The organism is Gammaproteobacteria bacterium (genome assembly GCA_021647245.1).
In the GTDB taxonomy this organism is placed as follows: domain Bacteria; phylum Pseudomonadota; class Gammaproteobacteria; order RBG-16-57-12; family RBG-16-57-12; genus JAFLJP01.
This window is the reverse complement of record JAKIVC010000003.1, coordinates 1-24,582: the sequence shown is the minus strand read 5'-3', so window position 1 is coordinate 24,582 and position 24,582 is coordinate 1. Positions and strand designations below refer to the sequence as shown.

The 24,582-nt window shown below is 51.2% G+C and carries 24 protein-coding genes; 12 read left to right on the top strand and 12 right to left on the bottom strand.

Features of this window, described 5'->3' with window-relative positions; genetic code table 11:
* Genes L3J94_01430 through L3J94_01390 form a run of 9 tightly spaced genes read left to right on the top strand, consistent with a single transcriptional unit; the run spans position 1 to position 9,701 of the window.
* Positions 1-975, top strand: coding sequence for a universal stress protein (locus tag L3J94_01430; GenBank protein MCF6217416.1), 975 nt, complete (start codon positions 1-3; stop codon positions 973-975).
* Positions 976-981: 6 nt separating this feature from the next.
* Positions 982-1,248, top strand: coding sequence for a monovalent cation/H+ antiporter complex subunit F (locus L3J94_01425; protein MCF6217415.1), 267 nt, complete (start codon positions 982-984; stop codon positions 1,246-1,248).
* Positions 1,235-1,534, top strand: a complete 300-nt coding sequence (gene mnhG, locus L3J94_01420; protein MCF6217414.1) for a monovalent cation/H(+) antiporter subunit G — start codon at positions 1,235-1,237, stop codon at positions 1,532-1,534. Before L3J94_01425 ends, mnhG begins: the two co-directional genes overlap by 14 nt.
* Entirely contained in the window at positions 1,522-2,460 is a 939-nt protein-coding gene (locus L3J94_01415) for a DUF4040 domain-containing protein (protein MCF6217413.1), read from the top strand. Before mnhG ends, L3J94_01415 begins: the two co-directional genes overlap by 13 nt.
* Positions 2,457-2,765: an NADH-quinone oxidoreductase subunit K gene (locus L3J94_01410; GenBank protein MCF6217412.1), complete on the top strand. Its 309-nt coding sequence runs from the start codon at positions 2,457-2,459 to the stop codon at positions 2,763-2,765. The genes L3J94_01415 and L3J94_01410 overlap by 4 nt, the downstream gene beginning before the upstream one ends.
* A gap of 5 nt (positions 2,766-2,770) precedes the next feature.
* Positions 2,771-4,219: an oxidoreductase gene (locus tag L3J94_01405; GenBank protein ID MCF6217411.1), complete on the top strand. Its 1,449-nt coding sequence runs from the start codon at positions 2,771-2,773 to the stop codon at positions 4,217-4,219.
* Positions 4,216-5,712: a monovalent cation/H+ antiporter subunit D family protein gene (locus L3J94_01400; GenBank protein ID MCF6217410.1), complete on the top strand. Its 1,497-nt coding sequence runs from the start codon at positions 4,216-4,218 to the stop codon at positions 5,710-5,712. Before L3J94_01405 ends, L3J94_01400 begins: the two co-directional genes overlap by 4 nt.
* Complete coding sequence (locus L3J94_01395; protein MCF6217409.1) at positions 5,709-6,947, top strand: hypothetical protein; 1,239 nt, start codon at positions 5,709-5,711, stop codon at positions 6,945-6,947. Before L3J94_01400 ends, L3J94_01395 begins: the two co-directional genes overlap by 4 nt.
* 15 nt (positions 6,948-6,962) lie before the next feature.
* The gene (locus tag L3J94_01390; GenBank protein ID MCF6217408.1) at positions 6,963-9,701 is read left to right on the top strand and encodes a cation-transporting P-type ATPase; all 2,739 of its coding nucleotides are present in this window, start codon (positions 6,963-6,965) and stop codon (positions 9,699-9,701) included.
* 56 nt (positions 9,702-9,757) lie between these two features.
* On the opposite strand, the gene L3J94_01385 is transcribed toward L3J94_01390, so the two are convergent.
* Genes L3J94_01385 through L3J94_01375 form a run of 3 tightly spaced genes read right to left on the bottom strand, consistent with a single transcriptional unit; the run spans position 9,758 to position 11,563 of the window.
* Complete coding sequence (locus L3J94_01385) at positions 9,758-10,474, bottom strand: UDP-2,3-diacylglucosamine diphosphatase (GenBank protein MCF6217407.1); 717 nt, start codon at positions 10,472-10,474, stop codon at positions 9,758-9,760.
* Complete coding sequence (locus L3J94_01380) at positions 10,474-10,977, bottom strand: peptidylprolyl isomerase (GenBank protein MCF6217406.1); 504 nt, start codon at positions 10,975-10,977, stop codon at positions 10,474-10,476. The genes L3J94_01385 and L3J94_01380 overlap by 1 nt, the downstream gene beginning before the upstream one ends.
* Before the next feature lie 13 nt (positions 10,978-10,990).
* Positions 10,991-11,563 (bottom strand): peptidyl-prolyl cis-trans isomerase, encoded by a 573-nt coding sequence (locus tag L3J94_01375; protein MCF6217405.1) that lies wholly within the window; start codon positions 11,561-11,563, stop codon positions 10,991-10,993.
* A 95-nt stretch (positions 11,564-11,658) separates the two neighbouring features.
* Between L3J94_01375 and cysS the strand changes: the two genes are divergently transcribed.
* The 3 genes from cysS (at position 11,659) to L3J94_01360 (ending at position 14,927) form a co-directional block, all read left to right on the top strand.
* Positions 11,659-13,053, top strand: a complete 1,395-nt coding sequence (gene cysS, locus L3J94_01370; protein ID MCF6217404.1) for a cysteine--tRNA ligase — start codon at positions 11,659-11,661, stop codon at positions 13,051-13,053.
* 258 nt (positions 13,054-13,311) lie between these two features.
* Positions 13,312-13,578: a hypothetical protein gene (locus tag L3J94_01365; protein MCF6217403.1), complete on the top strand. Its 267-nt coding sequence runs from the start codon at positions 13,312-13,314 to the stop codon at positions 13,576-13,578.
* Positions 13,579-13,841: 263 nt separating this feature from the next.
* On the top strand, positions 13,842-14,927 hold the full coding sequence (locus tag L3J94_01360; protein ID MCF6217402.1) for a porin: 1,086 nt from the start codon (positions 13,842-13,844) through the stop codon (positions 14,925-14,927).
* Positions 14,928-15,030: 103 nt separating this feature from the next.
* Here L3J94_01360 and acs read toward each other — a convergent pair whose 3' ends face one another.
* The 9 genes from acs to L3J94_01315 all read right to left on the bottom strand — a co-directional run bounded on the left by acs (position 15,031) and on the right by L3J94_01315 (position 24,421).
* Positions 15,031-16,992, bottom strand: coding sequence for an acetate--CoA ligase (acs, locus tag L3J94_01355; protein MCF6217401.1), 1,962 nt, complete (start codon positions 16,990-16,992; stop codon positions 15,031-15,033).
* Positions 16,993-17,019: 27 nt separating this feature from the next.
* Positions 17,020-17,778 carry a flagellar brake protein gene (locus L3J94_01350; GenBank protein ID MCF6217400.1) on the bottom strand — a complete coding sequence of 253 codons (759 nt, stop codon included), beginning with the start codon at positions 17,776-17,778 and terminating at the stop codon, positions 17,020-17,022.
* A 74-nt stretch (positions 17,779-17,852) separates the two neighbouring features.
* Positions 17,853-18,083, bottom strand: coding sequence for a DUF1456 family protein (locus L3J94_01345; protein ID MCF6217399.1), 231 nt, complete (start codon positions 18,081-18,083; stop codon positions 17,853-17,855).
* On the bottom strand, positions 18,080-18,349 hold the full coding sequence (locus tag L3J94_01340; GenBank protein MCF6217398.1) for an RNA-binding protein: 270 nt from the start codon (positions 18,347-18,349) through the stop codon (positions 18,080-18,082). The genes L3J94_01345 and L3J94_01340 overlap by 4 nt, the downstream gene beginning before the upstream one ends.
* A gap of 19 nt (positions 18,350-18,368) precedes the next feature.
* Positions 18,369-19,691, bottom strand: coding sequence for a dicarboxylate/amino acid:cation symporter (locus L3J94_01335; protein MCF6217397.1), 1,323 nt, complete (start codon positions 19,689-19,691; stop codon positions 18,369-18,371).
* A 162-nt stretch (positions 19,692-19,853) separates the two neighbouring features.
* Complete coding sequence (locus L3J94_01330; protein ID MCF6217396.1) at positions 19,854-20,177, bottom strand: hypothetical protein; 324 nt, start codon at positions 20,175-20,177, stop codon at positions 19,854-19,856.
* Between the two features lie 212 nt (positions 20,178-20,389).
* Positions 20,390-21,661: a DEAD/DEAH box helicase gene (locus L3J94_01325; GenBank protein ID MCF6217395.1), complete on the bottom strand. Its 1,272-nt coding sequence runs from the start codon at positions 21,659-21,661 to the stop codon at positions 20,390-20,392.
* 113 nt (positions 21,662-21,774) lie between these two features.
* A complete protein-coding gene (locus tag L3J94_01320) occupies positions 21,775-23,568 on the bottom strand; it encodes a c-type cytochrome (protein MCF6217394.1) in 1,794 nt (597 codons plus the stop codon).
* Positions 23,569-23,626: 58 nt separating this feature from the next.
* Entirely contained in the window at positions 23,627-24,421 is a 795-nt protein-coding gene (locus L3J94_01315) for an elongation factor-1 alpha (GenBank protein ID MCF6217393.1), read from the bottom strand.
* Positions 24,422-24,582 lie beyond the last annotated feature (161 nt).

The window sequence follows — 24,582 nt, the reverse complement described above, 5'->3', positions numbered from 1 at the left end:
ATGAAAAGATTTAAAAATATTCTTTGTGTTGTGGAACCGGGTGACCAGAGTAAACCGGCATTGGAACGGGCTGTTTCGTTGGCTGAAAAGAATCAGGCCAGGCTGACGGTTGTCGATGTGATCGAACAGACTGCTGGCTCTAATCTGCCTTGTGAGGGGCTGAGCGGGGAGGAGTTGCAGCAGGCGATGAATAACTTTCACACTAAAAATCTGCAGGCGTTGGTTGCCCCCTACCGTGAACGAATTGAGATCCACTACAAGGTGTTACAGGGAACCCCTTTTCTGGTTATTATCCGTGCAGTCTTGTGTCACAACTATGATCTGGTGATCAAAGTGACCGAGACAGAGGATTGGCTGACGCGGGTGTTTGGCAGTGATGATATGCACTTGATGCGCAAATGTCCCTCTCCGGTTTGGCTGATTAGACCAAACACATCTCAAAATCATCAACGTATTCTAGCGGCAGTGGATGTTGATGAGAGTGAAGCGGGTTCCGCTGAAGAGGTAGAACGGCTACGAAGTGCGAGCCGTAAAATCCTTGAAATGGCCAGTTCACTGGCACTCTCCAACTCGGCTGAGCTGCACATTGTGCATATCTGGGAAGCGATTGGTGAGGGGATTATGCGTTCTGGGTTTATGAGTAACACCGAAGAGAAAATTAACACCTATGTGGAGCAGGTGCGCCAGCAACACCAATCCAGCATGGATCAGTTGATGCACGAAGTGGCCGAAACGGTGGGGCAGGATACGCTGGATTATCTTAAGCCTGAAATTCATCTAATCAAAGGGGGTGTGCGCAAAGAGGTTCCGCGACTGGCAAAAGAGATTAATGCCGATCTTCTGGTGATGGGTACGGTGGCGCGTACTGGTGTGCCTGGTTTTATTATGGGTAACACGGCGGAGTCGATACTCAATCAAATTGAGTGCTCGGTGATGGCGATTAAACCGGAAGGATTTGTCTCTCCAGTGGAGTAAAACCGTATGGATATGCTGTATCTTGGGGTTGCTTTTTTTTTGCTGTTGAACCTGCTGGCAGGCCTGTGGCGAGTTTTGCGTGGGCCAAGTGCAGCGGATCGGATGCTGGCCAGTCAGCTGTTTGGCACCACTGCGGTGGCTATTTTACTGTTGTTGGCGGAGCGTTTCGCCACGCCAGCGTTACGGGATGTGGCACTGCTGTTTGCCTTGCTGGCGGCAGTCACCGCAGTGGCCTTTGTGCGGCGTATCGGGTCGAGCCATGAGCGCCAGTGATTATCTCTCTGCCACTCTGTTAATAGCCGGAGGTTTTTTTTTCCTGGCAGGCACTGTCGGGCTGTTGCGTTTTCCTGACCTCTACACTCGTCTGCATGCACTCACCAAGGCGGATAATGTTGGCTTGGGCCTGATGATTGCGGGGTTAGCGATACAGGCGGAGTCCTGGGCTGTGGTGGGGAAGTTGCTACTGATCTGGGGGTTGGTGCTGCTGGCGGGTGCCAGTGTCGCACATCTAATTGCCAGTAGTGCCTTGAAACAGGGGGTTCGCCCATGGAAAAAGTGACACTGTTAGTGATGCTGTTCGATGTTCTGCTGGGATTAGGGTTGCTTTGGTTGGCTTGGCAGCTACTTGAGAGCAGGGATCTATTCAAGGCGATCGTACTGTTTGTCGCTTTTGGTCTGTTGATGGCGCTTGCCTGGGTACGCCTCGATGCCCCCGATGTGGCGCTGGCAGAGGCGGCGATTGGTGCGGGGTTAACCGGTGCACTCCTAATGGCGGCGCTGGCAAAATTGCCATCGCGGGACACATCAGAGTCTCTGGCAGATGAAAAAGGCTACTGGCTGTTACGGCTGACACTGCTACTGGTTGCTGTCGGGTTGGGTTCCGTGGTGTTATCACTGCCTGAGAGTGCGCCAGGCTTGGGTGCTGAAATTGCCAGTAACCTTGCGAGCAGTGGAGTCAATAACCCGGTCACTGCGGTACTGCTCAACTTTCGCGGCTACGACACACTACTTGAGTTAATGGTGTTGTTGTTGGCACTGCTGGGGGTCTGGTCACTGGGTAGAAGCGCACCCACGCGAGAGAAGCCCGCTGGCCAGGTGCTCACTACCCTGGTGCAGTTTTTAACGCCGCTACTGATTCTGGTGGCCGCCTATCTACTTTGGGCGGGTGCCGATGCACCGGGTGGTGCTTTTCAGGCAGGCGCGGTGTTGGCGGCAGCGATGGTGCTGCTATTATTGGCTGGCTGGCCTCTTCAACATCTGCTGAGCGGGTGGGCGCTGCGGCTGGTGTTGGTGGCGGGCCCTGCCACTTTCGTGGCCCTTGCCGGGCTAACCCTGCTGGATGTGGGACTGCTGGCCTATCCGCCACAACATGCGGGTAAGTTGATTTTTATCCTGGAGGTCGCCGCTACGTTCTCTATCGCGGTTACCCTTGCTGCGCTATTTTTGGGCTATCGTCCCCGCGCCTCCAATAAGGAGTCGGGATGAGTACTGCTCTCCTATATGCCTTGGTGGGTATCGGACTCTTCTCTTTGGGGTTGTACGCACTGATTGTGCACGCCCATCTGTTGCGCAAAATTCTCGCGATCAATGTCATGGGCAGTGGGGTGTTTCTGTTGTTGATTGCACTAACAAAACGTAGCGTGACATCCTTTCCTGATGCCGTTCCCCACGCCATGGTGATTACCGGAATCGTCGTAACGGTTGCCGCGACAGCCTTAGCGCTTACGTTAATGGTGCGGGTAGCGATAGAAAATCGCTGTGCCGAGCTGTCTGATCAATCAGAGGAGTAGCCAGGGTGCTGAGCAGTGAAATCCCCTGGGGTGCCCTGTTGATTCTACTGCCATTAGCCGCCGCCATATTCTGTTTTGTTTTGCCCCGACTGGCCGCTCTTACGGGAGTGGTAGCGGTGATACTGGTCACGCTGGTCGTGGGCGCTTTTGGTTGGCAGCTATATTGCCAAGGTGTTTACCAGCATGCAGTAGGTGGGTGGGGAGCACCACTAGGCATTGACCTTTATGGTGACGGCCTGAGCCTGTTGATGCTGGTAATGACCGCGCTGGTGGGGCTGGCGGTTACTCTCTATGCACGGAGCTACTTCAGCCAAAAACAGGCGCGAGTGTTTTGGCCGCTCTGGCTCCTGCTGTTGGCAGCATTGAATGCGCTATTTTTATCCGCTGATATTTTTAACCTCTATATCACCCTGGAGATGGTGGGCCTGGCCGCTGTTGCGTTGGTTGCTTTGAAAGGTGGGCGCGATGCACTGAATGGCGCGATGCGTTACCTGTTGGCCACACTGTTGGGTTCATTGACCTATCTGCTCGGTGTGGCACTGCTCTATCACAGTTATGGCACCGTGGATATTGCACTGTTGGCTGAACGCATTGATAGCAGCCCAGTGGTTTGGGCGGCGCTGGGTTTGATGGGGGCTGGGCTGCTGCTGAAGACAGCACTGTTTCCATTGCATTTTTGGTTGCCCCCCGCCCATGCCAGTGCGCCAGCACCGATCAGTGCACTGCTCTCAGCACTGCTGGTAAAGGCTTCGTTCTATATTTTTTTACGTTTGTGGCGGGAGCTATTTTCCCCGCTGGGTGGTGATGTGGCGCTGCTGTTGGGGCTGCTTGGGGCACTGGCGATACTCTGGGGTTCCTGGCGGGCGCTACGCCAAACACGCCTTAAACTACTGGTAGCCTACTCGACGGTGGCGCAGATCGGCTATCTTTTCGTGGCATTTCCATTGGCAGCCGCCGCCGGAACGATGTTATGGAATGGGGTCTCTTATCTGATGCTCTCCCATGCCCTGGCCAAGGCGGCGATGTTTCTGGCAGCGGGTAATCTACTGCTGTTTGGTGGCCATGATCGAATTGCAGAGCTGGATAGAGCGGTGCAGCGTTTGCCCATCAGTACCGCCGCTTTTGCCTTGGCCGGAGTGAGCATTATGGGGTTACCACCCAGTGGTGGTTTTATTGGCAAGTGGTTGTTGCTGGAGGCTGCAATAGAGCAGGGGTATTGGCTGCTGGGAGCCGTTATGGTGGTTGGCGGGCTACTGGCATCTGCTTACATCTTTAAGGTGGTGGGTTACGCATTTACCCGCTCGACCGCGACACATGAGCCGAAATCGATCCCTGCGAGCATGGAGTGGGCCGCACTGCTGTTGGCCCTCTCTTCAATTTTGTTGGGCCTCACAGCCCCTTGGGTGTTTGCACTGCTGGATATTGGTAATCCTTTTGGCGGGGTGGAGAGATGAACTGGAGTGTATGGTTGCCACTACTGGTGATTGCCAGCTCACTGATACCGGGGGTGATTATCTTTGGGCTGGCTGAACGGCAGGTGAAGTTGCGAACCGCACTTAACTTGTGCGGCGCACTGTTGAAAATGGCACTGGTCGCGGCGATGTTATGGGGGGTTTATCACGGTCAACACTATGAAGTGAGGTGGGCGCTGTTACCGCAGCTGGAGTTGGTGTTGCGTGCTGATGCGTTGTCACTGCTGTTTGTTACGCTCTCTTCGCTATTATGGCTGGTGACTACGGTATATGCCATTGGCTATCTGGAAGGCTCACCCAATCGAAGCCGTTTTTTTGGTTTCTTCAGTCTCTGTGTGACCGCCACGGTCGGGCTGGCCCTGGCAGGTAACTTGATCACTTTTCTGCTTTTTTATGAGCTTCTGACTCTGGCAACTTACCCTTTGATTATGCACCGTGGTACAGAAGCGTCACGGCGTGCAGGCAAGATTTATCTGCGCTATACCATGGCAGGAGGTGCGCTGCTGTTGGTCGCTATTGTCTGGCTCTATACCTTGAGTGGCACGCTGGAGTTTACCCCACAGGGCTTTCTGGACGATATGGATGAGCAACATCATCCGGCACTCATTATGATTTTTGTGTTGTTGATTGCCGGTTTGGGTGTCAAAGCGGCACTGGTGCCGTTACACGGCTGGTTACCCGAGGCGATGGTGGCACCTGCACCGGTGAGTGCACTGTTGCACGCGGTGGCGGTGGTGAAGGCCGGTGCGTTTGGCATTATTCGTGTGGTTTATGATGTCTTTGGTGTCGACTTTGCGACGCTGCTGGGGGTGACCGGGCCACTGGTAATATTGGCTGCGATCACCATTCTCTACGGCTCACTACGGGCACTGTTTCAGGATGATCTAAAGCGTCGGCTGGCGTTTTCCACGGTCAGTCAAGTGGCCTATATCACGTTGGGTGTGGCGATTGCAGGACCCATTGCCGCAGTGGGTGGTATGGTGCATCTAGTACATCAGGGGTTGATGAAAATTACGCTGTTTTTCTGTGCCGGTAATCTGGCCGAAACCCTGGGTATTCACAAGGTGAGTGAGATGAACGGTGTGGGGCGGCGTATGCCGTGGACCATGGCCGCATTTACTGTCGGTGCTTTCGGTATGATCGGTGCACCACCCGTGGCCGGTTTTATCAGTAAGTGGTATCTGGGTATGGGCGCATTGGAGATGAATCAGGGGTGGCTGATTTTAATATTAGCCGCCAGTACGCTAATGAATGCGGCCTATTTTTTGCCCATTTTACATGCGGCCTGGTTCCGCGAACCCCCAGACTCATGGCCAGAAGAGCGTAAGTTCGGAGATAAAGAGACCGCCTGGGCACTGTTGTTACCACCCGTGGTGACGGCGCTGCTGGCACTGGCTGTTGGTCTGCTGGCGCTGGCTCCCTTCAGCCCTTTGGCGTGGGTTCAGTTTGTAGTGCAGCGGGAGTTTGTCCCATGATCAACAGTGACCCCTATGGTGTTGTGTTGTGGGTTGTTGTGGGCTGGCCACTCTTGTTGGCGATACCGGCGGTACGCCGCTCTCTTCCCACGCCTGATTACCTTGCTATTTTACCTGCGCTGTTGCTGGTATGGCTGCCTGTAGACTTGAGCTCGACGCTCTCCTGGTTATTACTGGGTGTGGGAGTGAGTGTTGACGGTGAGCGCCGTTGGGTAGTGGCTGCGGTGGTTTTCATCTGGGTATTGGCTGCGACGCAGCGGCGTGATCCACAGTACACGGTAGCCCATTGGCAAAATACCCTCTATCTAATCACTTTGGCAGGCAGCTTAGGGGTGGTATTGGCCAGTGATAAGGTGGGTTTTTTTAGTTTTTCAACACTAATGGGCTATGGGTTTTATGGGTTATTAGTTTGCGGGCAGAGTAGAGCGGTTCAGCAGGCGGCTCGCTACTATTTGATCTGCCTGATCATCGCTGATCTGCTGCTTTTTGAGGCACTGCTATTGTCTGCCTTTAACCATCAACAGCTCTCTTTATCTTCTTTGACGGATTTCAGTACACCTTACCTGTTGATGGTGTTTGGCGCGGTTATTTTAAAAGCGGGGCTCTGGCCTGCCCATTTCTGGCTCTGCGCCAGTTATCGGTCAGCCAGCCCTTTTTCTGCTCTGCTACTGGTGTTGCCTGTTGTTATGGCGCTGTTCACCTTGATACGTTGGTTGCCATTGGGCTATCTGCACGATGGACGACTGGGGTGGTTGCTTATGGTCGCTGGTGGAGCCTCTATACTGTATGCAGGGTGGTGGTTTTTTCAGCGCTCTGTACAGGGTATGCCCCTTGCCAGAGCGAGTTTGCTTGCCAGTGGCGTGGTCACCGCGTTCGTTGGGCTGGTTCTGCTTGAGCCGTTATGGTGGCAGCCGTATGGCACACTTGTCTATCCACTGATTGCGCTAATCGGCATCAGTTTATCGGTGGCGGGTTTTATCTGCTCACGGGGGGCTGTGGTGTTGCCGCCGTATCGTTCAGCCCCTTTGGTTGAACGTGTATGGGTGGGTTGCGGTGCTTTATTTCGTAAGCTGCCTGCTTGGTATTGCCATTGGCATCAGGCGGGGTTAAAAAGGGTGAAACAGCTACAAGATTGGCTGGAACGACAGGATTCAACACGGTTGCGTTGTCATTGGCGTAGTGCGATCACACTGTTCGTATTGCTGGGTGTTGGTTTGGCTTGGCTTGTTAACTAAATAAGGAAGCATAAGGTGGAGAACTTACTTTCAAAACATTGGCACCATCTGCCTGATGATGAGGTAATGACACTGTTGGAGGTGGAGGAAAGTAAAGGGTTAGATACTTTTGAAGTAGCCCACCGGCAAGCCCATTATGGCGAAAATCGCCTGACGCTTAAAAAGGGAAAATCACCCTTTATTCTATTCCTGTTGCAGTTTAACCAGCCATTGGTCTACATTCTGCTGGCTGCGGCGCTAATTACTTTTTTATTGCAAGCGTGGGTAGATAGCGGTGTGATTTTTGGGGTGGTGCTGATCAATGCGGTTATTGGCTATATTCAAGAGTCAAAAGCGTTAAAAGCGATTGAGGCGCTGAGCTGTACTCTGGAGGGGAGTGCAATGGTGCTGAGAGCAGGGGAGAAAGTACAGCTCTCCGCCGCTGAGCTGGTGCCGGGCGATGTGGTTTTTTTACAATCAGGTGATCGGGTGCCTGCCGACCTGCGACTGTTATCGACCCGCGAGTTGCAGATTGATGAGTCGGCCCTGACAGGGGAGTCGGTTCCGGTGCAGAAGCAGTCTCGGCAACTGGTCCGCGAGACACCGCTGGCGGATCGCATCAATATGGCCTACTCATCAGCGCTTGTCAGCTATGGTACGGCTACGGGTGTTGTGGTTGCCACTGGCGATGAGACAGAAATAGGCTATATCAACACGCTGATTGCCAGTGCCGATACGCTGGCGACACCTTTAACTAAAAAAATAACCCATTTCAGCAGCATTCTGTTACGGGTTATTTTAATTCTGGCCACTTTTACGCTACTGGCCGGTTGGTTACGTGGTGAGTCACTGCTTGACACCTTTATGGCGGCGGTGGCATTAGCCGTGGCGGCCATACCCGAAGGGTTGCCTGCGGCGATGACCATTATGTTGGCGATTGGTGTGAACAAAATGGCGCGCAGCCATGCCATTATCCGCAAAATGCCCGCAGTGGAAACACTCGGTAGTACCACGGTGATCTGCTCTGATAAAACCGGCACCTTGACACAAAACCAGATGACAGTGCAGCAGCTCTTTGTAGCGGGTCAGGGGTTTCAGCTCTCCGGCATAGGTTATGCCCCACAAGGGGAGATGTTACTCAATGGGGTAGCGATTGACCTGAAGAGGTACCCAGCCCTAGAGCAGTGCTTGATAGCAGGCCTGCTCTGTAATGATTCACGGTTATTTAATCACGAAGGCGAGTGGCAGATTGAGGGTGATCCCACCGAAGCCGCTTTAATTGTTGCGGCGGAAAAAGCGGGGCTGGTGCGTGAAACGGTTGAAAAGCAATGGCCGCGCCGCGACACTCTGCCGTTTGAGTCACAGCATCAATATATGGCGACGCTGCACGATTTGGGTAATGGCGGGGCGATCATCTATCTGAAAGGGTCGGTTGAAAAAGTGCTTGCCCGTTGCCGTTGTTGTGTGGACGTAAAGGGTGAAGAGCGGCCCATTGATCAGGCCGCAATTCACCATGAAATGGAGATAATGGCCGCCAGCGGGCTGCGCATATTGGCGTTCGCCTGTCAACGTATTGGGGCCTCAATCTCCTCGGTAAACCATGCGGAGGTGGCAGAAGGGCTCACCTTTTTGGGGCTACAGGCGATGATGGACCCCCCTAGAGTGGAGGCGGTCAGCGCAGTACGAGCCTGTCAGCGGGCGGGGATTCAGGTCAAAATGATCACCGGTGACCATGTGGCAACCGCCGCAGCGATTGCCCAGCAGATTGGTTTGCAGGGCGTGACAGAGGGTGGACATGAGCGCTTTGCCATGAGCGGTCATACACTCTCAGCACTGCCTGATCACGAGCTGCTGGCAGTTGTCGAGCGGATCTCGGTTTTTGCCAGGGTCTCTCCGGAGCAGAAACTTCGCCTAGTCGAGGCGCTACAAGCCGGTGGCCACATAGTCGCCATGACGGGTGATGGCGTCAATGATGCGCCGGCACTTAAACAGGCCGATATCGGTATTGCCATGGGCGTGGCGGGTACCGAGGTGGCGAAAGAGGCGGCGGATATGGTGTTGACTGATGACAACTTCTCCACCATTGAGGCGGCGGTAGAGGAGGGGCGGGCGGTGTTTGATAACCTGGTTAAATTTATCACCTGGACGTTACCCACAAATGTCGGCCAGGGTTCGGTGATTCTAGTGGCTATTATTGCCGGAGTTGCTCTGCCAGTGACCCCGGTACAGATTCTCTGGATCAACATGACCACCGCACTGCTATTAGGGATGATGCTGGCCTTCGAAAATAAGGAGCCAGGGATTATGGCGCGTCCACCCCGGCGACCTAACACCCCGGTATTGACTCGCGAGTTGGGTGTGCGTATCGGTATTGTTGGCATGATGTTGTTAGTGGGGGCTTTTGGACTGTTTGAGTTGACCCTACGACAAGGCGGCAGCATCGAAACAGCGCGTACCGTCGCGGTTAATATGTTTATATTTGGTCAGGCCTTCTATCTGCTTAACTGCCGGTCACTGCGTTATTCAATGTTTAAGCTGGGGGTTTTCTCCAACCGCTGGCTAGTTGTTGGGGTTGCACTCATGGTGCTGTTACAACTGCTGTTTACCTACTTGCCCATTTTAAATCAGCTGTTTGGTAGTGCGCCCATCGGTATTACCGAATGGTTGTGGGTGCTGGCGGGCGGTGTGTTGATTTATACCGTGGTGGGTATTGAAAAAATGTGGCGTTATGGCTTGCAGATAAATATCCGGGCTAACCCGGATAACTCATCATGAGCATGTTACACGATGATACGGCGATGCCCCCATAACTCCCCTGTAAAACCAAGTGCCTATGTGATCTTTTCGGTGGTACATTGCCGGCCGCAGATGAGCAGGTGCCCATGATCATTCCAGTTAGCCAACACGATCCGCTGGCAGCGCTGGCCACCGACTTCAAGTGTATGCTGGGCGGGCCGGTGGGTATGGCCATGAATTAAGCGTGAGACGTGGTATTTTTGCATACTGTCACTCACGTTCTGTAGATTAACATCCATTATGGCGTCGCTCTTCTCCTGGGTTGCTTCGCGGCTGGCGCTGCGCGCCTGTTCTGCAAACTGCATCCGCTCTTCGATGGATTTTGAGAGAAACTCAGCCTGCCATTGAGGATTTCTGACCTGGGAGCGAAACTGTTGGTAGGCAGTATCGTCACTACAAAAAATATCACCGTGGCTGAGCAGTGTTGCCTCACCGGCTACGTCAAATACGCAGGGATCATCCAGTAGTGTGGCACCGGTCAGATCAGCAAAGTGCTGGCCCACCAAAAAGTCACGATTACCCCGCATAAAGAGGACCTCGACACCGCTCGAACTCAGGCTTTTCAGCGCGCTAATAACCGGCTGATAGTGGGGGTGTATAGCATCATCACCTAACCAGTACTCAAAAAGATCACCCAGAATAAAGAGCCGCTCAGCATCACGGGCGCGGCTATTCAGGAAGCGAATGAATATCTCGGTCAGATGGGGCTGTTGTGGCCCCAAATGCAGATCAGAGATGAAATAGTCGGCCATTAGGCGGCTGACTCAATAATATCGATGCTTTCGATAATGATGTCGTCTACAGGTACATTTTGATGTCCCGAGACGGTCCCTGTTTCAACACCTTCAATTTCAGAGATGATCTCCATGCCATCCACTATTTTTCCAAACACACAGTAGCCATACCCCTCTGCTGTTGCCGAGCTGAAGTTGAGAAAGCTGTTGTTGGCCACATTAATGAAAAACTGTGAGCTGGCCGAGTGCGGGTCGGGGGTGCGTGCCATGGCGACGGTACCCACCTCATTGGTCAGACCATTGTCTGCCTCATTTTCAATGGTGGCGTTGGTCTTTTTCTGCTGCATACCCGGCTCCATGCCGCCACCCTGAACCATGAACCCCTTAATGACACGGTGAAATATAGTGCCATCGTAGAAGCCATCTTTGGCATATTGAATGAAATTTTCAACTGTTTTAGGGGCTTTTTCTGCATCCAGCTCCAGTGTGAAGCTGCCTTTATTGGTATTGATCTTAATCATTATATTTACCTGTTTAATTGATGAGAGTGACGTTTTCGATAATGACTTTATCTTGTGGCGCATCGCTGCGGAAAGGGCCACCACGACCGGTGCGAACATCACGGATTGTATCCACAGTATTCATCCCCTCGACCACTTTGCCAAACACAGTGTAGCCCCAGCCGCGAGGTGTTTTGCTGCGGTAATTAAGCGAGCCGTTATCGAGTACATTAATAAAGAATTGTGCCGTTGCCGAGTGCGGCTCGCCGGTACGCGCCATGGCAATTGAACCTCGTTCATTGCGCAGGCCGTTATAGGCCTCATTTTTGATAGGTTCATGGGTGGGTTTTTTACTGTAGTCCGTGGTAAATCCACCCCCTTGGATCATGAAGTTGGCAATCACCCGATGGAAAATGGTGCCCGGATAATATCCCTCTTCAACATAACGCAAAAAATTTTCAACTGTTTTGGGAGCCTTTTGTGGGTTGAGCTCCAAGATAATATCACCCAGATTGGTCTCTATTTTAACCCGGGGGTTCTCGGCAGCCAGCACCGAGCCAGAAATGAACAGGCATGATGCCAGAATGGCTGAAATTAATAGTTTCATCACTACATCCTAATTAATAAGTAGGGCATAATATAAAGCTTTTCGGCTTGATACAAAAGCCGCTCATCCAAGCCAACTAACGGAACCGCTTCCTGATGCTGCAAATACACAACAATCTGAGCCGTAAAAAAGAGTCCTTTCAACCGATAGACGATAAAAATGTCAGGCTCTATGTCTGTGGTATGACGGTGTATGACTTCTGCCATGTGGGGCATGCCCGGGTGATGGTAGTGTTTGATGTGGTCTACCGCTACCTCTGCCACCTCTATGGTAAAGAAGCGGTCACCTATGTGCGCAATGTGACCGACATTGACGACAAAATAATCAAGCGGGCCAACGAAAATAGCGAACCCTACTCATCACTTACCGAGCGTTTTATCACCGAAATGAAGGCCGATGAAGCCGCGCTGGGCATTTTACCGCCTGATCAGGAACCACGGGCAACCCATTACATGCAAGAGATTCTGGAGATGATCCAGACTCTGGTTGATAAAGGGGTTGCCTATGCAGCAAAGAATGGTGATGTCTATTACGATATTTCAAAGTTTGAGAGCTATGGCCAGCTCTCCGGTAAGCGGCTGGAAGATTTGCGTGTCGGTGAGCGGGTTGCCGTGGATGAATCAAAAAATGACCCGATGGATTTTGTGTTGTGGAAATCAGCCAAGCCAGGGGAGCCTAGCTGGGAGTCACCCTGGGGTGCAGGCCGTCCGGGCTGGCATATTGAGTGCTCTGCTATGTCGACCTGTTGCCTAGGAAACCACTTTGACATTCATGGCGGTGGTCTGGACCTGCAATTCCCTCACCATGAAAATGAAATCGCACAATCTGAAGCCGCCACCGGCGAAAAGTTTGCCAATGTCTGGATGCACAACGGTTTTGTGCGGATTAATGATGAGAAGATGTCGAAGTCGCTGAATAACTTTTTCACCATCCGCGAGGTGTTGAAAATTTATGATGCAGAAGTGGTGCGTTCATTCATATTGAATAGTCACTATCGCAGCCCGCTCAACTACTCAGATAGCCATCTGGATGAGGCGAAAAATGCGCTAACCACACTCTACACGGCGCTACGTGGTATCGAAATCGATAGGGGTGTAGAGATGACGGGTGAAATGGCTGAAAAGTTCTTTGCTGCGATGAATGATGACTTTAACACCCCGGCGGCCATGGCTGTGCTGTTTGAACTTGCTGGAAAAGTTAATAAGGCCCGTAACCGTGACCATGATAAAGCCGTGCTGTGGGCATCGCAGCTAAAACAGCTGGCGGCAACGCTGGGTATCTTGCAGCGCGAGCCACAAGCATTTTTCCAAAACGGCACAGCGGGTGAAGCCGGCATCAGTAATGAGCAGATTGAACAGCTGATCCAGCAACGTCTGGATGCGCGCAAGAGTAAAGCCTGGGCTGAGAGCGACCGAATTCGAGATCAATTGAAAGCAGAAGGTATTATTTTGGAAGATAGCGGCCAAGGCACCACCTGGCGGCGCGAATAGATCTGAAGGGTTGGGATTCAAATCTATCCTTGGAATATCAATCAAAGGGGGCAAGGAACTCTGGGGTGCGATACTTAACTGCGGGGTTAAGTCAGTGCATCTAGGGTCAGCACCCTCAGCGAAATAATATTTGGTATCTTTTTTCACTCACAAGGCAGAGGAAGAGTCAGGTTTAACATGCTGGTGTTGGTACAGACCCACACTTTTAAAATGCGGAGCACTTATGACTAAAATCCGCGCCAAATATGGAGATACAAAATGAAAAAAATTATAACTTTAAGCTTGGTCATATTATTAACAGGTTGTGTTGGAGCAAATATTAGCTCTCTCTCTCGAGAATCAGGCCATGAAGGTTCCAACCTAATGATGCGTTGTGTTGATATGAGTACTAGTAGTGAAAGAGCTATGAATGCTAATTTAAAGAAATATGATGGCTGGAAAATGGTTTATGCTTCCGAATATACAACGAGTAATAAATCTGCTACGGCTGCTGTCATGTGCTTTGAAAAGCCATATACTAAATAAATAAATTAACTTTGCTGACCCCTTCGATTATTTAATGAAATTTATTAGGGCTTAACTTACTGCTGCTGGTGTCAGAACCCTTTGATGCCATTATAGGCAATAATGCAAACTTAAGAGTCTGCATCTCTTCGTTCATATTACTCAGAGAGATAATATCTGGCAGGCTCTCTTTTTTGAGTCTAGAGATAAAAAATAATCGCGGGGTGGAATAAATCAGTTTGGCTATCGTTGTGTCTGTACTAAGAACCCATATAAGGCCAGATATGATGTACAACATACTTCCTTCCTTTTCCGCACGACATGTGGTGGCTCCCTTGATTATTGCCGCCACGTTGCTCTCGGCTTCACCGGTTGAGGCTAAGCGATTCAAATACAGCAATGATGGTTTTGAGGCATGGGCACGCTTAGCGCTCTCTTCGCAGGTATCGGCACTGGATACTAATATGACGGCGCGTGATAGTAGTAACTGGAATGGCGATGCGTCACTGCGTTTGAATTTGCGTTGGATCAGTGACAATGCACTGACTTACGGGTTGCGTGTCGAGTATGATTCAAATACTCACACTGCAGAAGATTTGAAGCGTGATGAGATCTACGCATATATGGTGGGTAGCTTCGGGCGTGTGGAGATAGGTGAGCAGGATGGTCCGGCGGATCGGCTGGCTTTTCATGCACCGATTACTGCGCTGGGGCAGATACGGGGTGATTTTTCACGCTATGTTGGCAGTCAGGCACTGCTTTCGGCATATGATACCAGTGATGCGGCAAAGCTTATATTTCTCTCAGCACCTATGAGGGGGTGGCGTTATGGCCTCTCGTATGCGCCTGAGTATACGCGCAACCAGGATGCTATTGACCCCCGTGACCGCACCCGCCAACGTAACGCCATGGAGTTTGGGGTGCAGTATCAGCAAGATATCGGCGAGTGGGTCGGTGGAGTTAGTGGTGGCTATGTGACGGGTGATGCGGATGCCAGCACCCAGCGTGCGGATCTCGATTCATGGAGTGTGGGTGGTGAGTTGCGCCGTGGCCGCTTCACCTTGGGTACGGCGTATGTGTGGCGAGGTGATAGTAATCTGCGTACTGCCAACTATGACCAGGAGGAGATCAATATGGGGGTCTCATGGCGTGGGCGCAAGTGGCAGGGTCGAAAGTGGCGCGCCGCGTTCTCTGCGGCCAGTGTGACCTCTTCTGGTCGTGACTATGATCTGCTGGGTGTGGGGATGTCCATGGAGGTGATACGCAATCTTCATTGGCGGGCGGATCTTGTCCAATACAATGAGACAAGTCTGTTGACTGGAAAGCAGCGTGCTACGGTGTTTATTACTGAGCTGGAGTTGCGGATTTAGAACAAAACAGGCGGGGGCAGCCCTCTACCCTCTTGTATTGCCTGACCAGGCAATACAAGAGGGTTGATGGACTGGGCTTGCCCCCTGCTACACGTTATGGCAGTTACTCTATTCCCTGTAGCTGTTTCAGGATATTTTCGTTTTCCAGTGTTGAGGTGTCCTGGGTGATTTTTTCACCTTTGGCAATGGTGCGGAGCAGGCGGCGCATTATCTTTCCGGAACGAGTTTTGGGCAGGTTGTCAGAAAAGCGCATCTCATCCGGTTTAGCGATAGGGCCAATTTGTTCGCCGACCCAGGCGCGTAACTCTTGGGTAAGTGCCTGATCGATACCACCTGCCGGGCGTTCGCCTTTAAGCACCACAAAGGCAAAGATACCTTCACCCTTGATCTCATCGCGACGACCCACTACCGCTGCTTCAGCCACCATGGGGTTTGCGACCAGTGCGGATTCGATTTCCATGGTGCCCAGGCGATGGCCGGAGACATTCAATACATCATCAATGCGTCCCATGATCCAGAAGTAGCCATCGTTATCGCGGCGGGCGCTGTCGCCTGCCAGGTAATATTTTCCATCAAACATTCCCCAGTAGGTCTCTTTGTAGCGCTGTTCATCTCCCCATACCGTGCGCAACATGGCGGGCCACGGTTTTTTGATGACCAGATAGCCTCCTTGATTGGCTTCGGTAATACTGTTTCCCTGTTCATCAACGATATCCACATCCATGCCGGGCAGGGCGTGTGTACATGAACCGGGCTTGGTGGCGGTGGCACCGGGGAGGGGGGCTATTACATTGGCGCCGGTTTCGGTCTGCCACCAAGTATCGACAATCGGGCAGCGCTCTTTTCCTATCACGGTGTGATACCAGATCCAGGCTTCCGGGTTGATCGGCTCTCCCACAGTGCCGAGCAGGCGTATTGAGCTGAGGTCATATTGGTTGGGAATCTCATCCCCCAGCTTCATGAGTGCACGGATTGCAGTGGGAGCGGTATAGAAAATAGTCACTTTGTGGTCTTGGCAGAGCTTCCAGAAACGCCCGCTATCAGGAACCGTGGGTGCACCTTCGTAGATCACTACGGTGCCACCGATAGCCAGTGGCCCGTAGGCAACGTAGGTGTGGCCGGTAATCCAGCCAACATCGGCGGTGCACCAGAAGATGTCACTCTCTTGTACGTCAAAGACCCATTTACAGGTGGTGATAGCTCCTAGCAGATAACCGGCGCTGGCGTGTTGTATCCCTTTTGGCTTACCAGTGGAGCCTGATGTGTAGAGCAGGAAGAGAGGATGTTCGCTATTAACCCACTCAGGCTCGCAGTGGCGGGGCTGCTCTGCAACAGCATCGTGCCACCAGATGTCTCGTTCGCTCTGCATGTTGATCGGCTGCTTTGTACGCTGCAGAACGATGACTCTTTCGATGCTCGGACAGCCAGCGTCAAGTGCTTTATCGGCGGCAGTTTTTAGTGCAACGATTTTTCCGCCACGGTGACCACCATCAGCGGTGATCAGGATTTTTGCGCGGGCATCTTCGATGCGATCTTTGAGTGACTCAGCGGAGAAACCACCAAATACCACAGAGTGTATGGCTCCGATACGTGCACAGGCCTGCATGGCGATAACGGCTTCCGGGGTCATTGGCATATAGATGACAACGCGATCACCACTGACCACCCCTTGGCTCTTTAAGAGGTTAGACATTGCACACACGTCGCCATACAGCTCTTTGTAGCTGATATGGCGGGTGTCGCCCTGTTCACCTTCAAAGATGATGGCAGTTTTGTCGCCACGGTTTTCAAGGTGGCGATCCAGGCAGTTGTAGGAGACGTTGAGGCTGCCATCGCCAAACCAGCTAAAATGGGGTGCCCGGCTCTCATCGAGTACTTTGCTAAACGGTATTTTCCAGCTGATCTCCTGATTGGCCCGATTGGCCCAGAAGCCGGTGTAATCGTTGTCGGCTTCTGCGCGCAACTGTTGTAGCTTTTCGGGGGTAATGCGGGCTTGCTTGGCAAACGCGGCGGATGGAGTGAACAGACGCTCTTCGATGAGGGTGGATTCTATGTTGTTTGACACGGTGGTTCGCTCTCCATGGGCTGAGGTTTAACGTGTACGCAGTCGCTTCGACTCTATATTAAAAATAAATCGTTGGATCTGGCTCTCTATCGATGCCGATATATCGATAAAAGTGAAACCGATCAGGGTGGTTGTTTCGCTGTTATTATTTGATTTTACGATGTTGTTTTTTACTTTTAAAGTGGTTTTAAAGCCATCATTCAGTGAGAGTTGAATTTCGCACGCCTCTATAATGTCATCCACTTTGAATGACAGGTGGCAATCACCATGAACCAGAATCGAAAATCCGCCAATACTGATGTCAGCCAACTCGGTTTTCACCGGGGTGGTATCGGTCGGGAAGTAGCAAATAGCGGAGATGCCTTGGGGAATATTAATGCGAAAAAACTCCCGCCGCTGCATGCGTATCAATAGTTGCGGGAAGGGGGTGATAAAGCACATTTTATCGGTGCATTTCTCCTGATGCGGTGCATCCAGCATAAATTCGATGGGCACATCATTAATTGTCGATGCGCAATAGAGCATTGTCGCTTCACTGATCTGCTGGTTGAGCGGCTCATCGGGTGTCGTCTCAAATATCAGAGAGCCGTTTTCCGGATCAATGCCGAGTAGGCGGGTGGAGAAGTTTACGGTGGTTTTTTTAGTATCATCAACAAGATGAACGGTGACCGGAATCTCTTTGGTGATGATCATATTGATCAGGTTCTGGCGCTGGTTTTGGCTGCCGATAAGGAAGCTTTCCTGCTCAGGTGTACCCAGGAGAGTGATGGGGTGGTGAGTGCTCATATGCTGAGAATAGCGCCTTTATGGGGAGTTATCTGACCTATTTGTTCTTTCATGGCATTTTATTTAAGGGAGTATTACGCACTGTGCTCCTGCACGCCACGTTTGTGAATAATATAGCCATTCAGGAAGTGATTTAGCAGTAGGTCGCTACACACCTTGTAGTTTTTATGCCCCTCTTTACGAAAAATGCCGGATAGCTCAGACTTCTTTATCTCATATCCTGACATTTCAAATATCTCGATCATATCGATCTCTTTCAGGTCGAGGGCGATGCGTAGTTTTTTGATGATTTCGTTATTGGTCATTGTGATTTTTTTACTCGTGATTTTTCAGTGGCAATCTGTACGATAATCTCTTGGCCGAAAACGCTCTGCCCATCTTGAGCCAGTGCTTGTTCAGCTGACGACTCCTGACTAAAGATGATAAAAGCGTATCCTTTGATCTGTTTGGTTTTTCGGTCTTGTGGCAAAAGAACCTCTTTAATCTCACCAAACTCTGAAAAGTGCTGTTTCAGGGTCTCTTGGGTGACTGATTGACTGAGGTTACCTAAATAAATTTTTGTTTTGCTCATGGTGCTCTCTTTGTCGTGTTCAGGCTTGATGAGTGCCGGTTGGTTTTTGATGGGGCAGCTCTATGTTTTTATCGATAACGCCAGCATCCGGGTTGTTAAAGGTATCCATATTCAGCGTTTTTTCAGAGCGGGCAACCACGGTGGTCACCACCGCATCGCCGGTGACATTGACCGCCGTCCGCATCATATCCAGCAGCCGGTCAACGCCGATAATAAGCGCAATGCCTTCAACCGGCAGCCCCACCTGGTTTAATACCATGGCCAGCATGATCAATCCGACACCTGGCACACCGGCGGTGCCGATAGAGGCCAGTACCGCCATTGATACCACGGTAAGATAGCCCATTAAACCCAGTTCAATACCGTACACATTGGCGATGAAGACAGTGGCAACACCTTGCATGATCGCGGTGCCATCCATATTGATGGTCGCACCAAACGGAACCACAAATGAGGCGGTGGAGTTGTCGACACCGATACGTTTTTCAACACTGGTGAGTGTGACCGGAATGGTGGCGTTGGAGCTGGAGGTGCTAAAGGCAAAAATCTGCGCAGCACGCATTTTTTTTAAGAAGATGAGGGGGTTCACTTTGCCCAGTAGTTTGAGTATCAGCATCAGAGTGCCGGTGAGGTGTAGTAACAGCACCAGTGCCACGGTCAAAAAATAACTCATCATCGGAATAATGAGGTCTAGCCCTTGCTGAGAAAATGTTTTGCACATCAGTGCAAATACGCCATAGGGGGCAATATGCATCACGATATTGACCACCTGCATCATCACCTCGTTGAGGCGCTCGGTTATATCAATTAATGGTTTTCCACGCTCACCAATCATCAATATGCAGATACCAAATAGAATGGTAAAGAAGATGATTTGCAGCATATTTCCTTCGGCATAGGCGGCAACCGGGTTGGTGGGCACTAGGTCTATAATAACTTGGCTCAAAGGCGGGGCCTCGGGTGCGGTAAAGCTGGTTGCCGCATTATCCGCCATATCGAACCCCTGGCCAGGGCCAATCAGTGTGGCAAACGCAATGGCCATGGAGATAGCCAGAGCAGTTGTCATCAAAAACAACAAAAATGATTTCAAGCCGACTCGGCCTAATTTATTTACATCACCTAAACCACACACGCCACAGATCAGTGAGAAGGTGACCAGTGGAACCACTAGCATTTTCAGGGTGCTGATAAAGAGCGCCCCAACAACCAGAAACAGCCCCTCAACCAAGTATACCTGCACCCATTCGACATCCGACAAAAAGGTGTTGATGATGCTACCTACTATGAGGCCGGCCACCATCCAGATTAAAATTTTGGTGGTCATGGTTGTCTTTGAAGACATAGGAACTCCATTTATCGGGTGACGATGTAGTGGTCAATTTGCAGAAACCTGTCGCTAGTGTACTACGCTTGAGGCGTTGCCTGACAAGTCATGGCTATTTTATAAGCCAGGTGGTATCTATTTCAGCCGTTTTACAGGGTAGTGATACAAGAGCGTGACGCGTTACAATACATCATCATCAATATCTTTTTGCGGATCCCAACCCTCTTTGTTGGCGCGTTTAATCGCTTCGCTCTGGATGCGTTCGAAGCATTTTCTTTGCTCTTCTGGAAGATTGCTGACCAAAAAACCGTATTTCTCCCACTCTTTGCTGGTTTTATCCCACAGATCCTGAATAGCCGTTGAGAGCCACCCCTCACAGGTTTCAGTTTCGGGAATGAGCCCAAACACCCAGGCATCACGGATAACCTTACCGGTGTCGGTCATGCCGCCATTTCTATCGTTATAAATGCCCGCGTATTTACTCATGTTTTTTCTGGTGCGCATATTCGTGTTCCATTTTAATAATTAGGAAAGTCTAGGAGGCTGTCGGACTTAGGGTGAATCTACTGCGGAAAAGCCATTCCGGCCTATTTCTCCGATCCTTTTCGTTGAATATGCCCAATATTCGCCTCAAATGATCAAAAAAATGGACTTAAAGTGGTTTTTCCTCGCTACGATCACCTAAACCCGACAGCCTTCTAGATTGCTCAGATGGGTTACCCCTTGTCTGCTTTCTGGCGACGCTGTCGTTTGATTTTTTTGTTGTTTTTACGGCGTTTTTCTCTTGCCGTTAGCCTCTTTTTGTCTGGGTTTTTAACCCCGTAGGCTTTGCCCGATGCTTTTACTCGCTCGGGTCCTCGGTAGTGGCCGGGTAGCTCTTCGATGATGCGTCGTATCAGTTTCTGTTTTAGATAGCGCTCAATGCTAGCGGCAAGATTCCACTCGGTGGGATCTATCAATGTAATCGCAAGGCCTTTGTTACCAGCGCGGCCGGTGCGGCCGATGCGGTGTAGATAGCTGTCACCTCGGCGCGCCATTGCTGAGTTCACTACCAAATCAACGCCTTCGATGTCCAGCCCTCGTGCAGCGAGGTCGGTGGCAACCAGTATATTAATTTTACCGTCATGCAGCAGATCCATAGCCCGGTCTCGCTGGTTCTGCTCTAGACTGCCGTGTAGAACCGTTGCACGCAGTCCTCTGTGCATCAAGTAGCTACCAATTTTTTCTGCCTTTTCGCGGCTGTTGGCAAATACAATTGCTTTTTGATAGTGTTCGTTACGCAGTAACCAGTAGATCTGCTCTTGCTTGTGTTGTGCGTTATCACTCAGGATCATCTGTTGCAGAATATTAGCGTGTCGATCCCATACGGTATTGAGTGAGATCAGCTCAGGTTGGTTCATTATCTGTTGAGCAATGACGCTAATGCTGCCTTTGCTAGAGGCTGAGACCAGCAGCGTCTGGCGCTCACTATTGCACTGCCCGGCAATGGTCAGAACATCATCGCTCATCCCCAGATCCAACATGCGGTCTGCTTCGTCGAGCACCAGCATCTCAAGATCAAGAAAATCGGCGGCACCTTTTTTCAGTAGCTCCAGTAGTCGACCCGGGGTGGCGATGATGACATCGGGATTATGTTGCAGTAGTTCAAGCTGTGCATTGATATCGTCACCACCACTGATTAAATCTATTTTCAGGCGGGTGAATTTTGCCAGCTCAGCGCAAACACCATGAACCTGGGTGGCCAGCTCGCGTGTTGGCAGCAGCACCAAGGCGCGGGTGCCTCCTGGGCTGGCTTTGCTTAGCAGGGTGTGTAGCATCGGTACCAAAAAGGCGATGGTTTTACCACTGCCGGTTTCGGCGTTGATCTGTAGGTCAATCTGTTCCAGTGCCAGTGGGATCGCTTTAACCTGAACAGCGGTCGGATCCTTGATGTTCATCTCGTTAAGGGCGCGTAACAGTGAGCGATGGAAATTGAAATGTGCAAACAACGGGGTGGCCTCTTGGTGGTGCGGTGGCGCATTTTAACAGAAAGCGGCGAGTAATGCCTATTGCTCGGGATTGTGGTGGGTGTGCCCGCAACCGTGGCTGCGGGTTGGCGGGGTTATTGCTTGGCGTAGTAGGCGGCGATGGCTTTGATTTCGATGAGGCTGAGCACATCTGACATGGCGGTCATTTTGGGGTCTTTACGCAGCCCTTGTTGGTACTCTTGCATGGCTAACACAATATAAGGTTCCAATTGCCCCGCCAGGCGTGGCACGCCGGGTTGTGTACTGTACCCACGTTCGCCGTGACAAAAGCTGCAGCGCTCTTCCACCAGTCTGGCAGGGTCATAGAGTGGGTAGGTGGTCGGTTTTGCCGCTTGTTGGGCCTCAAAGTAGAGCGCAATATCGTTGAGCTGCTGTGTGGTGAGGCCTTGAGCAACCGTTTCCATGCTCTCATGGCTGCGTTTGCCGTTGCTATAGGCGAGTGTGGCGGAGACCAGATAAAATGAGTCTTGCCCGGCCAGCCCGGGTACATTGGCAGGATCACCACTGATGCCCTTGTCACCGTGGCACACGGTACAGGCGGATGCCAGCTCTTCACCACGGCTAATATCACCTTCAACACTCGGTTTATTTTGCCGTTCCGGCTCCTGCCTGGCATAGAAATAGGCGATTTTTTCGATATCTACATCACTCAACCCGGAGACCAGGTTAGTCATCGCTTTATGGTGACGAACATCAATTTGGTAATCTTTGGTGGCGCGGGCCAGATATTTGACATCAAACCCGGTGAGGCTGGGGATGTTTTTCATCTGGCTATTACCCTTGTTGCCATGGCAGCCGTTACAGGAGGCGGCCATGCGTTTGCCATCTTCCAACGGGTGGAAAGCACCGTCTGACTCGATATCTTTGTGTAGTGGCGACTCGGTGGTTTGCAAGGCGTAATAGGCTGAAAGGTCACGAATCTGTTGGTTACTCAGCTTGGCTACGGGCTCTTGCATCAGCTCTTCGTTGCGTTTGCCATCACGGTAATCCATGGTTGCTTTGACCAGGTAGGCAGCGGGTGAACCCGCCAGGCTAGGCATGTAGGGGTTGAGGCTGTTGCCATCATAGCCGTGGCACCCGGCGCAACGCTCCGCCAGGCGCTTGCCTCGGTTGGCGTTACCTTTTTTAGGCTTGGGTGGTTTTTCCGGCTTTTGAACCGCATAGTGCGCGGCGATAGCGCGAATTTTTTCATTCTCCCCACCCAGCATACTTTTGAACATAGCCATCAATTCGTGGTCACGCTCGCCATTAAAGTAGCTGTTAAGTGCCGGTTCAAAATACTCAAGCGGCATACCCGCAAGGCTTGGTGTATTGACATGTTTTTGGCTACGCCCCTTCTCCCCGTGGCAGCCATCACAGCTTTTAGCGATGCGCGAGCCAACTTTAAGTGCTTTTTTATCGCTCAGTATTGATTTGGACTCGGCATCCGCCACCGCACCCGTCCACAGGGTCTCCAGGCTGGCGTAGTAAGCAGATACATTGGCCAGACTCTCGGGGCTAACCTTTTGGGTAATGCGCTCCATTTCAGCATGTTTGCGTGCGCCATTGGTGTAGGCAATCATTGAGCGAATCAGATAATCCTGCTCCATGCCGGCAATGAAGGGAGCACCGCTACGTGCTTCAACACCGCTCATGCCGTGGCAGAGTGCACAGCTGGATTTTGCGACTTGGCGACCCGCAGCGATGTCTCCAATGTGAAATGGCTCGGCTACAGTCGCTTCCACCTTTGAAAGGTCGGTTGTGTCGTCACTCTCTTCCGGGGTGGTTGGTTTTTCGTGATTACTTTTCAGCGAGTCTGGAGCCGGGGACGAATCGCAACCGCTAAGCAATATGAATAGCAGTGCCAGCATGACGCGTGTGAATTTCATTGATCGCTCCTTTCAGGGTAAAGGGTGATGGCGCTACCGAGTAGCGCCGCGATTTCAATTATGAGGTTGAGGCTGGCGGGTCTGCCTCATCTTGCTGTACCAGTCCCTGCTCTTCCTGGTGGGCATTAGAGGGTAATTTGTAGAACCACATCTGGTACATCGAGATGAAAAACATCACCGCAAAGCAGATCCCCATTGCGGCACCGCTGATGAGTACAACCCAAGCGAAGGGTTCAAATATTTTGGTGATGTACCAGGCGGAAATATCAAGGAATATGGCGATAAAAGGGACAGTAATAAGTGAAACCTTAACCCATTCACGCTTCAAGTAGGCGTGGCAGAAGATTGATCCAATAATGAAAAATATGAAGGTGAGACCAAACAGATGAATATGTGAAACCCGTACCAGCGTATACAGGTCAGCACCATGATCCTCCTCGGCAACATTCTGGATACCCTCAAAATCTTCCAGTTGTGGGAGGTGAGGGTTACGTTTGTTGTGGCAGGTGATGCAGCGTTTATCAAAAATCGCTTTCATCTCACTCTCATAACGCTCCTCGGTAATACCGTTACGCACCCAGTTGCTGATTTTTATATTTTCATCGGCGGGTAACATGTTAGACATGGGACCCCTAAGTGAAGATTCCAGCACGGTACCTGTTTTGGTGCCACTGTAGGCAATAACAATATCATCAACTGTGAGCATTGGCTCACCATCACGACCGTGGTGGCTGGCAAATACGTAGATCATTGCGAATGTGTAACCAAGGCCTAATACACAAAGTGCACCACTGTAAAGAGCCTTTTGCACCAGTGGAAGGTGTGAAAAGTGTACAAAAAAACGCCAGCTCATAATTGCCTCATACTGTTTTAATAACCTGATATTTGCCTAGGAGGCTGTCGGACTTAGGGTGAATCTACTGCGGAAAAGCCATTCAGGCCCATTTCTCCGATCATTTTCGTTGAATATGCTCAATATTCGCCTCAAACGATCAAAAAAATGGACTCAAAATG

Excerpts from the sequence above, each read along its gene's own strand:
- L3J94_01430 (MCF6217416.1), top strand. The coding sequence starts at position 1 with ATGAAAAGATTTAAAAATATTCTTTGTGTTGTGGAACCGGGTGACCAG.
- L3J94_01425 (MCF6217415.1), top strand. The coding sequence starts at position 982 with ATGGATATGCTGTATCTTGGGGTTGCTTTTTTTTTGCTGTTGAACCTG.
- mnhG (MCF6217414.1), top strand. The coding sequence starts at position 1,235 with ATGAGCGCCAGTGATTATCTCTCTGCCACTCTGTTAATAGCCGGAGGT.
- L3J94_01415 (MCF6217413.1), top strand. The coding sequence starts at position 1,522 with ATGGAAAAAGTGACACTGTTAGTGATGCTGTTCGATGTTCTGCTGGGA.
- L3J94_01410 (MCF6217412.1), top strand. The coding sequence starts at position 2,457 with ATGAGTACTGCTCTCCTATATGCCTTGGTGGGTATCGGACTCTTCTCT.
- L3J94_01400 (MCF6217410.1), top strand. The coding sequence starts at position 4,216 with ATGAACTGGAGTGTATGGTTGCCACTACTGGTGATTGCCAGCTCACTG.
- L3J94_01395 (MCF6217409.1), top strand. The coding sequence starts at position 5,709 with ATGATCAACAGTGACCCCTATGGTGTTGTGTTGTGGGTTGTTGTGGGC.
- L3J94_01385 (MCF6217407.1), bottom strand. The coding sequence starts at position 10,474 with ATGGCCGACTATTTCATCTCTGATCTGCATTTGGGGCCACAACAGCCC.
- L3J94_01380 (MCF6217406.1), bottom strand. The coding sequence starts at position 10,977 with ATGATTAAGATCAATACCAATAAAGGCAGCTTCACACTGGAGCTGGAT.
- L3J94_01375 (MCF6217405.1), bottom strand. The coding sequence starts at position 11,563 with ATGAAACTATTAATTTCAGCCATTCTGGCATCATGCCTGTTCATTTCT.
- cysS (MCF6217404.1), top strand. The coding sequence starts at position 11,659 with ATGCTGCAAATACACAACAATCTGAGCCGTAAAAAAGAGTCCTTTCAA.
- L3J94_01365 (MCF6217403.1), top strand. The coding sequence starts at position 13,312 with ATGAAAAAAATTATAACTTTAAGCTTGGTCATATTATTAACAGGTTGT.
- L3J94_01360 (MCF6217402.1), top strand. The coding sequence starts at position 13,842 with ATGATGTACAACATACTTCCTTCCTTTTCCGCACGACATGTGGTGGCT.
- L3J94_01350 (MCF6217400.1), bottom strand. The coding sequence starts at position 17,778 with ATGAGCACTCACCACCCCATCACTCTCCTGGGTACACCTGAGCAGGAA.
- L3J94_01345 (MCF6217399.1), bottom strand. The coding sequence starts at position 18,083 with ATGACCAATAACGAAATCATCAAAAAACTACGCATCGCCCTCGACCTG.
- L3J94_01340 (MCF6217398.1), bottom strand. The coding sequence starts at position 18,349 with ATGAGCAAAACAAAAATTTATTTAGGTAACCTCAGTCAATCAGTCACC.
- L3J94_01335 (MCF6217397.1), bottom strand. The coding sequence starts at position 19,691 with ATGTCTTCAAAGACAACCATGACCACCAAAATTTTAATCTGGATGGTG.
- L3J94_01330 (MCF6217396.1), bottom strand. The coding sequence starts at position 20,177 with ATGCGCACCAGAAAAAACATGAGTAAATACGCGGGCATTTATAACGAT.
- L3J94_01320 (MCF6217394.1), bottom strand. The coding sequence starts at position 23,568 with ATGAAATTCACACGCGTCATGCTGGCACTGCTATTCATATTGCTTAGC.
- L3J94_01315 (MCF6217393.1), bottom strand. The coding sequence starts at position 24,421 with ATGAGCTGGCGTTTTTTTGTACACTTTTCACACCTTCCACTGGTGCAA.